Annotated in this window: 12 protein-coding genes and 1 pseudogene; 6 read left to right on the top strand and 7 right to left on the bottom strand. The window is 62.3% G+C overall.

Features of this window, described 5'->3' with window-relative positions:
• Nucleotides 1-144: 144 nt before the first annotated feature.
• A complete protein-coding gene (locus M8Q45_RS14790; protein WP_249877335.1) occupies nucleotides 145-819 on the bottom strand; it encodes a histidine phosphatase family protein in 675 nt (224 codons plus the stop codon).
• 287 nt (nucleotides 820-1,106) lie between these two features.
• On the opposite strand from M8Q45_RS14790, the gene M8Q45_RS14785 reads away from it, so the two are divergent.
• From M8Q45_RS14785 to M8Q45_RS14770, 4 genes are all read left to right on the top strand, one after another.
• Nucleotides 1,107-1,805: a glutathione S-transferase family protein gene (locus tag M8Q45_RS14785; protein WP_249875356.1), complete on the top strand. Its 699-nt coding sequence runs from the start codon at nucleotides 1,107-1,109 to the stop codon at nucleotides 1,803-1,805.
• A gap of 2 nt (nucleotides 1,806-1,807) precedes the next feature.
• Complete coding sequence (locus tag M8Q45_RS14780; protein ID WP_249877334.1) at nucleotides 1,808-2,653, top strand: PhzF family phenazine biosynthesis protein; 846 nt, start codon at nucleotides 1,808-1,810, stop codon at nucleotides 2,651-2,653.
• A gap of 117 nt (nucleotides 2,654-2,770) precedes the next feature.
• Nucleotides 2,771-3,745, top strand: a complete 975-nt coding sequence (gene hemB, locus M8Q45_RS14775; protein ID WP_249875355.1) for a porphobilinogen synthase — start codon at nucleotides 2,771-2,773, stop codon at nucleotides 3,743-3,745.
• Between the two features lie 308 nt (nucleotides 3,746-4,053).
• Nucleotides 4,054-5,148: a DUF1615 domain-containing protein gene (locus M8Q45_RS14770; protein WP_249875354.1), complete on the top strand. Its 1,095-nt coding sequence runs from the start codon at nucleotides 4,054-4,056 to the stop codon at nucleotides 5,146-5,148.
• A 247-nt stretch (nucleotides 5,149-5,395) separates the two neighbouring features.
• On the opposite strand, the pseudogene M8Q45_RS14765 reads toward M8Q45_RS14770, so the two are convergent.
• Nucleotides 5,396-5,746, bottom strand: a pseudogene (locus M8Q45_RS14765) (phage infection protein); the annotation flags it as partial.
• A gap of 193 nt (nucleotides 5,747-5,939) precedes the next feature.
• Between M8Q45_RS14765 and M8Q45_RS14760 the strand changes: the two are divergent.
• Nucleotides 5,940-6,575 carry a glutathione S-transferase family protein gene (locus M8Q45_RS14760; RefSeq protein ID WP_249875353.1) on the top strand — a complete coding sequence of 212 codons (636 nt, stop codon included), beginning with the start codon at nucleotides 5,940-5,942 and terminating at the stop codon, nucleotides 6,573-6,575.
• A gap of 1 nt (nucleotide 6,576) precedes the next feature.
• Here the strand turns inward: M8Q45_RS14760 and M8Q45_RS14755 are convergent, their stop codons facing one another.
• The 5 genes from M8Q45_RS14755 to M8Q45_RS14735 all read right to left on the bottom strand — a co-directional run bounded on the left by M8Q45_RS14755 (nucleotide 6,577) and on the right by M8Q45_RS14735 (nucleotide 10,531).
• Entirely contained in the window at nucleotides 6,577-7,113 is a 537-nt protein-coding gene (locus M8Q45_RS14755; RefSeq protein ID WP_249875352.1) for a PqiC family protein, read from the bottom strand.
• Nucleotides 7,114-7,130: 17 nt separating this feature from the next.
• Complete coding sequence (locus tag M8Q45_RS14750) at nucleotides 7,131-8,786, bottom strand: PqiB family protein (RefSeq protein ID WP_249875351.1); 1,656 nt, start codon at nucleotides 8,784-8,786, stop codon at nucleotides 7,131-7,133.
• Nucleotides 8,767-9,426 (bottom strand): paraquat-inducible protein A, encoded by a 660-nt coding sequence (locus M8Q45_RS14745; protein ID WP_249875350.1) that lies wholly within the window; start codon nucleotides 9,424-9,426, stop codon nucleotides 8,767-8,769. The genes M8Q45_RS14750 and M8Q45_RS14745 overlap by 20 nt, the downstream gene beginning before the upstream one ends.
• Nucleotides 9,423-10,019, bottom strand: coding sequence for a paraquat-inducible protein A (locus tag M8Q45_RS14740; protein ID WP_249875349.1), 597 nt, complete (start codon nucleotides 10,017-10,019; stop codon nucleotides 9,423-9,425). The genes M8Q45_RS14745 and M8Q45_RS14740 overlap by 4 nt, the downstream gene beginning before the upstream one ends.
• 71 nt (nucleotides 10,020-10,090) lie before the next feature.
• Nucleotides 10,091-10,531, bottom strand: coding sequence for a CBS domain-containing protein (locus M8Q45_RS14735; protein WP_030138503.1), 441 nt, complete (start codon nucleotides 10,529-10,531; stop codon nucleotides 10,091-10,093).
• Nucleotides 10,532-10,815: 284 nt separating this feature from the next.
• Here M8Q45_RS14735 and M8Q45_RS14730 point away from each other — a divergent pair, with 284 nt between their 5' ends.
• The gene (locus M8Q45_RS14730) at nucleotides 10,816-13,179 is read left to right on the top strand and encodes a DNA polymerase II (RefSeq protein ID WP_249875348.1); all 2,364 of its coding nucleotides are present in this window, start codon (nucleotides 10,816-10,818) and stop codon (nucleotides 13,177-13,179) included.
• Nucleotides 13,180-13,263 lie beyond the last annotated feature (84 nt).

Here is a 13,263-nt window from a genome sequence, read left to right as displayed (position 1 = left end):
ATCATTCAACACACCGAGCCACCTGTGGGAGCGAGCCTGCTCGCGAAGAGGTCAGTGCAGGCACCCCATCAGTGACTTGAACACCGCTTTCGCGAGCAGGCTCGCTCCTACATGGATGTTCCGTCGATAGAGGTGGCCTGGTGCTTACGTCGGACACGTCTCCTGCCCATTATCCAACCCCTGCTTGTAGCTCTGGCTGGTCAGGCTGGCCTTGCCGTTGTGCCAGGTCAGTGTCAGCACGTACAGCGAATCGAAATCGCTCGACGCCCAGTCATCGGTGATCTTGAGCCGCTTGCCCACCGCTTCGCCCGCGACCTTGTTGATCAGTTCCGGCAAGTAGCCGTGGGACCAGGCGGTGTAGATAGTGGCGTTGTGGTATTTGTCGTGCAGCAGTTCATCGGCCAGGTCGCTGGTGTCGTTGGCTGAATATTCGATGTTCACCGGCAGGCCCAGCTTGATGGCGCTGGGGCTGATGGTCATCAGCGGGCGGATGTAGCTATAGGAATTGTCCAGCTCACCCTCTTCGACATTCCGGGTCGGGTTGGCGGCGAATACGTAGTCGGCCTTGCCGAATTTTTCCGGCAACAAGGTCGCCAGGTCGATGGCGCGATTCAGCCCTTGGCAATTGAGCTGGCCCAGGCCTCCGGCGGGTTTTTCGGCGTGGCGCAGGAACACCAGGGTCTGTACGCCATCGGCTGGCTGGGCGCGGCTCACGCTGGATTCCAGCGACAACACCAGTCCACAGACTACCAGTAGCGTCGGCAGCATCAGCCACGAACGGCTTTTGAAGTAACGGGCGAATTTCTGTGGCTTGATCATAGGCATCTTCGGTTTCGATTCAGGCTGACAAACCCCGGCACCGCGAAGCCTGTGGGCTCCGGTGTTTTCCTTGTCGTTACGCCGCTTCGATTCCTCGGGGCAGTTCTCTGAGTCCCTTTGCGCCCGTTGGTTCGATCCTGGCCGGTGCGCTGTGTTGTAACGGCATCCCGCCAGGGACTGAAGCGAATGTTAGCGACAGGATGTTGCGGATTTAAGAAGGGCGACGGCCAAAAGCCGATCAGCTGATTTATGCTTCAGCTTTCTGGCTGACACTTGGAACCCATTTCATGCCCAACCTGACTCCATTCCCCATCACCCAAAAATGGCCCGCCCAGTACCCCGAGTGGATTCAGCTCTACTCGTTGCCAACCTCCAACGGGGTAAAAGTCTCGATCATGCTCGAAGAGACCGGCCTGCCCTATGAGCCACATAAAGTCGACTTCGGTAGCAATGACCAGTTGTCGCCTGAGTTCCTGTCACTGAACCCCAACAACAAGATTCCGGCGATTCTCGACCCCCATGGGCCGGGGGATCAGCCGCTCGCGTTGTTCGAATCGGGGGCGATCCTGATTTACCTGGCGGACAAGAGCGGTCAACTGCTGGCCCAGGAATCGGCGGCGCGCTACGAAACGATCCAGTGGCTGATGTTCCAGATGGGCGGGATCGGGCCGATGTTCGGGCAGTTGGGGTTCTTCAACAAATTCGCCGGCAAGGATTACGAAGACAAGCGTCCGCGCGACCGTTATGTCGAAGAAAGCAAACGCCTGCTCAAGGTGCTCGACGGCCGACTCCAGGGCCGGGACTGGATCATGGGTGAGCGCTACACCATCGCCGATATCGCCACGTTCCCGTGGGTGCGCAATTTGATCGGGTTCTACGAGGCGGGTGATCTGGTGGGCATCCAGAACTTTCCCAACGTGACACGGGTGCTGGAGCGTTTCCTGGCGCGACCGGCAGTGGCTCGCGGCCTGAAGATTCCAGAATGACGATGACGCGTCGATTCGATTTCAAGCAACTGGATGTGTTCAGCGAAGCGTCGCTCAAGGGAAATCCGCTGGCGGTGGTCTTGGGGGCCGATGGGTTCAGCGAAGAGCGCATGGCGACTTTCGCCAACTGGACCAACCTCAGCGAGACCACGTTCGTGCTGGCGCCGCAGCACCCGGAAGCGGATTACCGGGTACGCATTTTCACCACGTCCACCGAACTGCCGTTCGCCGGGCATCCGACCCTGGGCAGTTGCCATGCCTGGTTGGAAGCCGGGGGCGTGCCGAAAGGACAGGAAATCGTGCAGGAATGCGGTGTCGGGCTCGTCAGGATTCGCCGCAGCGACTACGGCCTGGCCTTTCTGGCTCCGCCCTTGCTCAAGTCCGGTCCGTTGGAAATCGACGTACTGGAGCGAGTACGCAAGGGGTTGGGGCTTCCAGCCGATGCGATAGGCGATGCGCAGTGGGTCGACAACGGTGCCGGTTGGTTGGCCTTGCTGCTCAAGGATCGCCAGCAGGTCTTGGCGCTCAAGCCGGATTATCCCCAATTGCGGGACCTGGCCGTGGGGGTCGTTGCGCCGTGGGATCCGGTCGTGGATGGCGATGCCGCTCAATTCGAAGTGCGTGGGTTCATCGCCGGCGATGGCATGCCGGAGGATCCCGCCACCGGTAGCCTGAATGCCGGGCTCGCCCAGTGGATGCTGAGCAAGGGCTTGGCACCCAGCGCCTACGTGGTCAGCCAGGGCGTGACCATGGGGCGGGCCGGGCGGATTCATGTCGAGCGGATCGGCGATGAGGTCTGGATTGGTGGCGCCGTGGTGACCTGCATCAATGGCGTGTTGACGCTCTGAGCGGATTATTGCCTTGTCGGTAACACTCTGTTTTCCCGTCGATGTTTGTGCCCTGGCCGGCCAGGGCATAAGCTTTGCTCCCTGCGATCGAGCCCCATTTTTTGCCCCAGGAGTCCCATGTCCAGCCAGTTCCCCGAAGCACGTCCACGCCGTCTGCGCCGCAACGCAAGCTTGCGCAGCCTGTTCCAGGAAACCGAGTTCACCCTGAACGACCTGGTGCTGCCGATCTTCGTCGAAGAAGAAATCGACGATTTCGTGCCGATCAAGAGCATGCCGGGTGTGATGCGTATCCCTGAATCGAAACTGGCCGGCGAAATCGAGCGCTATGCCCGCGCCGGCATCAAGTCGGTGATGACCTTTGGCGTGTCCCATCATCTGGACAGCGACGGTAGCGACACGTGGAGGGAGCGTGGCCTGGTGTCGCGCATGGCCGGGATCTGCAAGGACGCCGTGCCGGAAATGGTCGTGATGTCCGACACTTGCTTCTGTGAGTACACCGATCATGGCCACTGCGGCGTGCTGCACGGCCATGAAGTGGATAACGACCGGACCCTGGTCAACCTGGGCAAGCAGGCCGTGGCGGCAGCGCGTGCCGGTGCCGACGTCATCGCGCCGTCGGCGGCCATGGACGGACAGGTCCAGGCCATTCGCAGGGCCTTGGACGAGGCGGGCTTCAGCCAGACGGCCATCATGGCGTATTCGACCAAATTCGCCTCGGCGCTCTATGGTCCGTTCCGCGAGGCGGGCGGCAGTGCCTTGAAGGGCGACCGCAAGAGCTACCAGATGAACCCGATGAACCGTCGCGAAGCGCTGCGCGAGTCGTTGCTCGACGAGCAGGAAGGCGCCGATGCGCTGATGGTCAAGCCGGCCGGGGCCTATCTCGATATCATCCGCGACATTCGCCAGGCGTCGAACCTGCCGTTGTCGGCCTACCAGGTCAGTGGCGAGTACGCGATGATCAAATTTGCCGCCCAGGCGGGTGCCATCGACGAAGCTCGCGTGGTGCGTGAAAGCCTTGGCGCGATCAAGCGGGCAGGGGCGGACCTGATTTTCACTTACTTCGCCATGGACCTGGCGTTGAGCGGGATCTGACCCAGCACTGCACTTGAGAAAGATGATGGACCCGTGGCGAGGGCGCTAGCTCCCGCTCGGTCGCGAGTAGGAGCTGCCGAGCGAAGCGAGGCTGCGATCTTTCCCCTGTCACTTGAATTTCAAGCGAAAGATCAAGATCAAAAGATCGCAGGCTCCGCCAGCTCCTACAGAGTCCAGCGGGAGCAAGCTCCCTCGCCACGGGTTCAAAGACAGCGGCATAACCTTGGGGGGCAAGCTTGCTCCCTATTGGATTTCCACGGGCTTTTGGTCGTATGGTTGCTCCCGAACAATGGACCTGATGGAGCACCATGCAATTCACTCGATTGACGATCAGTCTCGCCGCCTTGCTGGCCCTGGCCGGTTGCGGCACGCGCCAGGCCCAGGAGCCCGAGCGCCAGCCTGCCGAAGTCAAGGCGCAGATCGTTCGGTTATTGCCGGCCAAGACCGCTGACCGGGAAGGCTGGGCCACCGATATCTACGTGGCCTTTTCGGCTCAGCAGATCCCGCCGACCACCCAGAACATTTGTTCGGTACTGGCGGTGACTGAGCAGGAGTCGACTTTCCAGGCTGACCCCACCGTACCGGGGCTGGGCAAGATTGCCCGGCAGGAAATCGACCGACGCGCGGCGAAGGTTCATGTCCCGGGATTGCTGGTCAGCGCCGCGCTCCAGGTGCGCTCGCCGAATGGCAAAAGCTACAGCGATCGTCTCAGTGCGGCGCGAAGCGAGAAAGAACTCAGCGCGATTTTTGATGATTTCATCAGTATGGTGCCGCTGGGCAAGACGCTATTCGATGGTTTCAATCCGGTTCACACGGGTGGCCCGATGCAGGTCAGCATCGCATTTGCCCAGGCCAATGCGCGGAATTATCCCTACACGGTGGATGGCTCGATTCGGCGGGAAGTGTTCAGCCGTCGTGGCGGCATGTATTTCGGCGTTGCCCATTTGCTGGGGTATCCAGTGAGCTACCCCGAGCCGCTGTACCGGTTCGCCGATTTCAACGCCGGTTGGTACGCCAGTCGCAACGCAGCGTTCCAGCACGCGGTGAGCCGCGCTTCGGGCATCTCCCTGGCCCTGGATGGCGATCTGATCCTGCATGACTCAATCATGCCCGGCAGCACGGAGCTGGCGGTTCGCACGTTGGGCAAGTCGTTGGGAATGCGCAACCCGACCATCCGCGATCAGTTGGAGTTGGGGGACAGCCTGGCGTTCGAGGACAGCAAACTCTACAAGCGTGTGTTCGAACTGGCTGAAAAGGCCGAGGGCAAGCCGTTGCCTCGGGCAGTGCTGCCGGGGATCGTGCTCAAAAGTCCAAAAATCACTCGCAAGCTGACCACCGCATGGTTCGCCAAGCGCGTGGACGAACGTTACCAGCGGTGCATGGCACGGGCTTCGGGGCGCTAAAGTCTTTGGTCATGAAAAAGCCCGGCGGATAAGGCCGGGCTCTTGCCGGGGTAATGTTGTTCGCTTTGGGTGAGCGATGAACCTGTGGCGAGGGCGCTTGCTCCCGTTGGGGCGGTCCGACGCTTCGGGCGTAGCGGCCCCTCTCTTGTGAGCGCTTCGCGCTCAAGCGGGAGCAAGCTCCCTCGCCACGGATTGCATTGACCACTATTCGAGACTGCTTCAGGCACCGCCGACAGGCCACTCATGCACGGTTCTGAGCCAGACGATCGGAGCCACCTTCAGCGACGCGGCGTTCCAGCAGACGATCGGAGCCACCTTCGGCGACGCGGCGTTCCAGCAGGCGATCGGAGCCACCTTCGGCGACGCGGCGTTCCAGCAGGCGATCGGAGCCACCTTCGGCGACGCGGCGTTCCAGCAGGCGATCGGAGCCACCTTCGGCGACGCGGCGTTCCAGCAGGCGATCGGCACCGCCTTCAGCGACGCGGTTTTCGATCAGGCGATCAGAGCCGCCTTCGGCAATGACGGGTTGGGAGGAGGCGGCGAATACGTTGGCTGCCAGGACCGAGAAAGCAAAGCTGAGGATGATTTGGCGTTTCATGATGGTGTGCTCCGGGGGGTGTTTGTTTGTGTGGGGCCATTGTTGCGCCGGGCACCGGTCAGGAGAACTTCATTGAAATGATGGTGAACATCGATGGCGGTGATAGCTGCTCGGGCTGTTGTCAGTGAGGTTGATGGAACGCTGATGGGCCTTCGGGTTCTACCGGCTGAATCCCTTTGCAGGAGGCAAGCCTATGTATCAGCTGTTCGGCCACAGTCAGTCGGGTTCTTCTGCCGTGGAAATTGCCCTGTATCTGTGTGGCGTGCCTTACCGCCGGGTCGATACCTATTCGACCGAGGACAATGACGCGGCGAAAGAACTCGAGGCGTTGAATCCGCAGAAGCAGGTTCCGACCCTGCAACTGCCCGACGGCTCGGTCCTGACCGAGGCGGCGGCGATCCTGATCCACCTGGGGTTGTCCTTCCCGGAATCGAAGCTGCTGCCGGAAAACCCGGCCCAGCGCGGGCAGGCCATGCGCGGCCTGGTCTATATTGCCGCCAATTGCTACACGCCCATCGGCATTATCGATTTCCCCGAACGCTGGTTGCCGGACGCGGACGCGGACGAGGCTGTGCGGGAGCGACTGGTGGCGGGCACGAAACAACGGCTGTATCGCAATTGGGCATTGTTTGCCGATCAGTTTCCGGCGACACCGTTCCTCAGTGGTGCCGAGCCCGGGGCGCTGGATATCCTGGCGGCGGTGATCACGAAATGGGTCGAGACCCGTGAAGCGATGCTCAGCGCCCGTCCCGAGTTTTATGCCTTGCTCGAGCGCATCGACCGCCACCCCCGTGTCGCGCCGGTGCTTTCGCTCCACTGGCCTGGGTGAATCAAGGGCAGGCGTTGCGCGAGGCCGCTTGCCCGACGAGGTCGACAAACTGCCGGACGTTGTTCTGATGGCCCTTCACCAGGTCGTCGATATTGCCTGCGGCCGGCGTTTGCAGGCTGCTGCGGCAGGTCAGGGTGCTGGCGGCGTTGCCAAGGCTGCGCAATCGCCATTGCACGTCCATGCGAGCGTACCGGCCGGGGATCGAGTCGAAGCGCTGCACGTCCACCCGCAGCAACCGCTTCGGCGCGCCGGGATTGTTCAGTTGTTCGTCGAGGCTGCTGCGCAGTTCATCCGCCAGGCTTGAGCCCCACCATTCGGTCTCCAGGATCGCCAACCCGCTGTCGCCCTGGCGAATGACCATCTGGGTGCGATCCACCTGGGGCGGCACGCTGAGTTGTTCGATCTGGATATCCGCCCCCGCGCGTGCCGGGCCGGCTGGTTGGGCCGGGCTCAGCGTGTGATAGTGAATGGGATCGCTGCGGCAGGCACCGAGCAGCAGCGCCAGGGCGATCAATGAGCATCTCAGCGTCAGTGGCATCAGGCGAGCTCCTGGGGTCATTCTTTCACCGGGAAGGAAAGGTTCTGCGCCGGGGCGTCTTTCGGACGGCCACGAAGCAACGATTCGGGATGGCGGCTCAGGTAGTCGGACAGTTCGCGCAACGACCGCGACATGCGGCCCAGGTCATCCAGGGTCTGGGTCAGTTGTTCGCGCTGTGGCGAATCCTCCGCCAGGGTCGAATTGGCCGACTGCAAGGTCTTGCTCACGTCCTGCAAGGTGCTTTGCACGCCCGGAAGGGTCTTGCTGTTGAATTGCGACAGGCCTTTGCGCAGTTCCACGAGATTGCCGTCCAGGTTGCTGGCGATGCTTTCCAGCGGCAGCTTGTTGATCCGTTCGATCACCGTCTGCAGTTGTTCCTGCAGTTGCTGGAGGCTGCCGGGAATCGTGGGGATCCGCAGGGGACGGGCGGCGGCGTCGAAGGCGACTTTTTCAGCCTTGGGGTAGAAATCCAGGGAAATATACAGCTGCCCTGTCAGCAGGTTGCCGCTGCGGGCCTGGGCGCGCAGGCCCTGCTCGACGAAACTGCCGACCAGCCGAGCCGCGGCGACTTCATCTTCCGGATCGTAGTCGAGGGACTTGAGTAGCTTTTCATGAGCCTTGCCCAGCAATTGTGGGTAGATCACGATGCCGACGTTGATGGGAAACGTGCGCTGTTTCGCATCGAAATCCAGGTTCATGGCCACCACCCGGCCAATCTCGATCCCGAGGAACTCCACCGGGGCCCCGACGCGCAACCCGCGCAGGGCCTGGTCGAAGCGCAAGGCCAGGTACTGCGCCTTGCCACTGGGCGGGGCGAGGGCGCTCTGCTGGTCGGCGAACAGCTCGAAATTCTTGTCTTCGGCGGCAGGCGTGTCGTTGGGGCTGTATTCCGGTGCCCTGAAGGCAATGCCACCCACCAGCAAGGCGGACAGGGATTCGGTCTTGACTGCGAAGCCGTTGGCCCCGACGTTTACATCAACCCCGCTGACGTTCCAGAACCGGGTGTTCTCGGTGACGTAGGCGTCGTTCGGCGCATTGATGAACACTTCGATGTTGACGCCCTTGCCATCGGCATCCAGCGCGTAGGACACCACTTGCCCCACCGGGATCTTGCGCAGGTAGACCGGCGAGCCGATGTCCAGCGAGCCAAGGTCCTGGGAGTGCAAGGTGAAGCGCTTGCCCGGTTCGCCGTAGGTGATGGGCGGTGGCGCCTCCAGGCCGGTGAACGACTTGGCGCGGACTTTCGAATGGCCGGCGTCGGCGCCGATGAAATCCCCCGACAGCAAGGTATCGATCCCGGAAATCCCGCCCGCGCCAATGCGTGGCCTGACCACCCAGAACACCGAGTCTTCGTGGGTGAACGTATCGGCGGTCTTGGCGAGCTTGACCGTGGCGGTGACATTTTTCTGGTCCTCGCTCAGTTGCACGTCCGTCACTTGGCCGATCACCACGTTGCGGTATTTGACCGGCGTCTTGTTAGCCGTCAGGCCTTCGCCTGTCTTGAAGGTAATGGTGATGGTCGGGCCTTCCTGCAGCCAGTTATGCACCACCAGGGACACGCCCACCAACACCGCGATGATCGGCACGATCCACACCAACGAGACCGTCCAGCGACGACTGGTGACATGCGCGCGGCCCGGTGCGGGTTGTCCGTCAGTGGCTTGCGACTTCATCCATGGTCTCCTCGGAGGGTTGGGTGTCCCAGATCAAGCGTGGGTCGAAACTCATGGCCGACAGCATGGTGAACAGCACCACGAGGCCAAAGAACAGGATCCCCGGTCGCGGCTCGATATCGCTCAACGCCTGGAATTTCACCAGGGCCGCCACCAACGCCACGACCAGCACGTCGAGCATCGACCAATAGCCGATGACTTCGACCAGGCGGTACAGCTTCGCGCGCTGGACCTGGGCCCAGGTGCTGCGCCGTTGCACGGTTACCAGCAGCAGCGTCAGCACGACGAACTTGATGCCGGGCACCGCGATGCTGGCGATGAAGATGATCAGCGCGATGTCCCAGGCACCGCTGTGCCAGAACTCGAGGACACCACTGATGATGGTGCTGTCCGCGCCTTCGCCGAGCATCTGGGTGTTCATGACCGGCAACAGGTTGGCAGGAATATAGAACACCAGGGCCGCCAGCATATAGGCCCAGGTGCGGGTCAGGGTATCGGGTTTGCGCCGGTGCAAGCGGGCATCGCAGCGTGGACAGGCCTCGGGTTCGTCGGCCATGTCGCACGCCAGGCCGCAGCTGTGGCACAGGCACAGGTCCAGGTCATCGGCCCGGGGCGGGTTGCCCGGCGGTGCGCCGTTCACAGGCGGTCCCACAGGTCACGGACATCGCGACCGGCGATGCGGATCATCAGCAGGCTCAAGGCCCCCAGGGCGAACAGGCCGATGCCCGGCAACACGTCAAGCAGCCCGGCGAGCTTGATGACCGCCACCAGCGCACCCAACAGGCACACTTCCAGCATGCTCCACGGTCGCAGTGTTTCCAGGCTGCGCATGCACAGGTTGAACGCCGGAGCCCGGCGGTATGAATAGGCGTAGCCCAGCACCCAGAGCAAGAGCGCCAATTGGAAGGCTGGGGCGATGATGATCGCCACCGCGGCGACCAGGGCGATGAACGTAATCGGTCCCTGGCTCAGCGCCACGACGGAATCCCACAGCGTCGCGCTGTTGCTCAGGCCCTGGAGCCGGATACTCATCACCGGATAGACGTTGGCAAAGACCCACAGCACCGCCGCAGTGATGGTCAGGGCCAGGCGTTGCTCGATGGTCAGGCCGTCGTACCGCTGGATCACCGCATGGCATTGCACGCACAGGGCTCTTTGATGCGGGCCGAGCTCAACCGGCTCGTACACCGCATCGCAATGTTCACAAATGATCAGTCGGTCGGTGACGGCCATCGGAATACTCGGGCAGGGACAACCCCTTCAATATAGAAGTGAGTCGAAAATGAGCAACCCGCCCGAGTCGATCATTCGCCGCGAATGTATTGCTCCAGTTGTCTGATCAGGTCCGCCTGCTCGGCAATGGCTTCCTTGACCAGGTCGCCGATGGACAACAGGCCGACCAGTTTGCCGTCCTCCACGACGGGCAAGTGACGCAGATGTTTTTCGGTCATGATGCTCAGGCACGTCTCGACGTTCTGGTGAGGGTCGATGGTGATCACGGGCGAAACCATGATGTCGCTGACTTTCGTGCCCACCGAGGAGCGCCCGTGCAGGACCATTTTGCGCGCGTAGTCGCGCTCACTGATGATGCCCAGCACTTCGTCGTTCTTGACCACCAGCAGCGCGCCGACGTTTTTCTCGGCCATGCGCATCAGGGCCTGCAAAACCATGTCGTCCGGTGAAATGGTGTGCACTTGCTGGTTCTTCTCGTCTTTTATCCGGAGCAACTGCGCGACGGTTTTCATGGTGAGGCCTCGGGTGTCGTTTTTTGCGGGTGATTAAAGAATCGTAGACCCAACGGCGCAGAGCAAGCGATAAAGCGGCAGTCAGTCGTCCAAAAGCGTCATGGTTCCTGAATTCGCGCTGAAATGATGTCATGCGCTGCTGTGGCGAGGGAGCTTGCTCCCGCTGGGTCGGTCCGACGCTTCGGGCGAAGCGGCGCCTTTGGGCGATTGCTGCGCAATCGAGCGGGAGCAAGCTCCCTCGCCACGGGTAGAATGCGTGACATCTGAGTTTCGAGGTTTCAGTGGTGAATCTACAGCAGGGCTTCGTCCTGACCCGGCATTGGCGCGACACCCCGGCGGGCACTGAAGTTGAATTCTGGCTGGCGACCGACGCCGGCCCCCGGCGCGTGCGCCTGCCGGTGCAGCCCTCGGTGGCGTTCGTGCCGCAGGTCCAGCGCGGCCAGGTCGAGGCGTTGTTGCAAGGGGAGAAGGACGTTGAACTGCGTCCCCTGGACCTGCTGGATTTCGAGCATCGCCCGGTGCTGGGCCTGTATTGCCGGCAACATGCGCAACTGATGCGCCTGGACACCACGCTGCGGCGCGCCGGCGTGGAAGTATTCGAAGCCGATATCCGCCCGCCGGAGCGCTACCTGATGGAGCGCTTCATCACCGCCCCGGTCTGGTTCGGCGGCACGCCATCGGCCGACGGCCTGCTGCTCGACGCCCAGATGAAACCGGCGCCTGAATACCGCCCTCCGCTGCGGCTGGTGTCCCTGGACATTGAAACCACCGCCCAGGGCGAGTTGTATTCCATTGCCCTGGAAGGTTGCGGCGAACGCCAGGTGTACATGCTCGGGCCGCCGAATGGCGATGATCGCGAGGTGGATTTCCAGCTGGAATACTGCGAGTCCCGCACGCTGCTGTTGAAGAAGCTCAACGAGTGGTTCGCCCGTTTCGACCCCGACGCGATCATCGGCTGGAACCTGGTGCAGTTCGATTTGCGCGTACTGCACGAACATGCCCGTCGCCTGGCCGTGCCGCTGCGCCTGGGACGCGGGGGTGAGGAAATGCAGTGGCGCGAGCATGGCGCGCGCAACAATCATTTCTTCGCCTCGGCGGCTGGTCGGTTGATCATCGACGGGATCGAATCCCTGCGCTCGGCGACCTGGAGTTTCCCGTCGTTCAGCCTGGAAAACGTCGCGCAAACCCTGCTGGGCGAAGGCAAGTCCATCGACAACCCGTACCAGCGCATGGACGAGATCAACCGCATGTTCGCCGAGGACAAGCCGGCCCTGGCCCGCTACAACCTCAAGGACTGCGAGCTGGTGACGCGGATCTTCGCCAAGACCGACCTGCTCGAGTTCCTGTTGGAGCGCGCCAGCGTGACCGGCCTGCCGGCGGATCGTAGCGGGGGATCGGTGGCGGCGTTCACGCATCTCTACATGCCGCTCATGCATCGCCAGGGTTTTGTCGCACCGAACCTCGGCCAGCGTCCGCCCGAGGCCAGCCCTGGCGGGTTCGTCATGGATTCCCAGCCGGGGCTCTACGAGTCGGTGCTGGTGCTCGATTACAAGAGCCTGTATCCGTCGATCATCCGCACCTTCCTCATCGACCCGGTGGGACTGATCGAAGGCCTGCGCCATCCGGACGATCACGCGTCGGTGCCAGGCTTTCGCGGGGCGCGGTTCTCCCGTACTCGACATTGCCTGCCGACCATCGTCTCGCGGGTCGCCGAAGGTCGGGAGACCGCCAAGCGCGAACACAATGCGCCGCTGTCCCAGGCACTGAAAATCATCATGAACGCGTTTTATGGCGTGCTCGGCTCCAGTGGCTGTCGCTTCTTCGATCCGCGCCTTGCGTCGTCCATCACCCTGCGCGGTCATCAGATCATGCAACGCACCCGGCAGTTGATCGAAGCCCGCGGGCATGTGGTGATCTATGGCGACACCGATTCGACGTTTGTCTGGTTGCGCCGGGCCCACGGCCAGGAGGAGGCGGCGGGCATCGGCCGGGAACTGGTGGCGTACGTCAACCAGTGGTGGCGCGAGCAGGTGCGTGATGAGTTCGGGCTGGAAAGCGCGCTGGAGCTGCAATTCGAAACCCACTTCAAGCGCTTCCTGATGCCAACCATCCGCGGCGCGGAGGAGGGCAGCAAGAAGCGCTACGCCGGCCTGGTGACCCGTGCCGACGGCAGCGACGAGATTATCTACAAGGGCCTGGAAACCGTGCGCACCGACTGGTCGCCGCTGGCCCGGCAGTTCCAGCAGGAGCTGTACGGACGGATCTTTCATCGCCAGCCCTATCAGGACTACGTGCGCGATTATGTGCGCCAGACGCTGGCCGGCACGTTCGATGAACGCCTGGTCTACCGCAAGCGCCTGCGCCGCCCCCTGGATGATTACGAACGCAACGTGCCGCCCCACGTACGGGCCGCGCGGCTCGCCGACGAGTTCAACGAGCGCCAGGGCCGTCCACGGCAGTATCAGAACGGCGGCTGGATCAGCTACGTGATCACCATCGCCGGCCCCGAGCCGCTGGAAACCCGCAGCGCGCCCATCGATTACGACCATTACGTGACCAAGCAGCTACAGCCGGTGGCGGATGCGATCCTGCCGTTCGTGGGGGATGATTTTTCGACCTTGATTGGGGGGCAGATGGGGTTGTTCTGATGCCGCCGGGCTCGGTAGGAGCTGGCGAAGCCGGCGATCTTTTGATCTTTCACTTCGGATTCAATTGCTTGGGATAAGATTGCA

It is taken from the genome of Pseudomonas sp. T1.Ur (assembly GCF_023516725.1).
GTDB classification, from domain to species: domain Bacteria; phylum Pseudomonadota; class Gammaproteobacteria; order Pseudomonadales; family Pseudomonadaceae; genus Aquipseudomonas; species Aquipseudomonas alvandae.
This window is presented reverse-complemented; position numbering and strand designations above follow the sequence as displayed.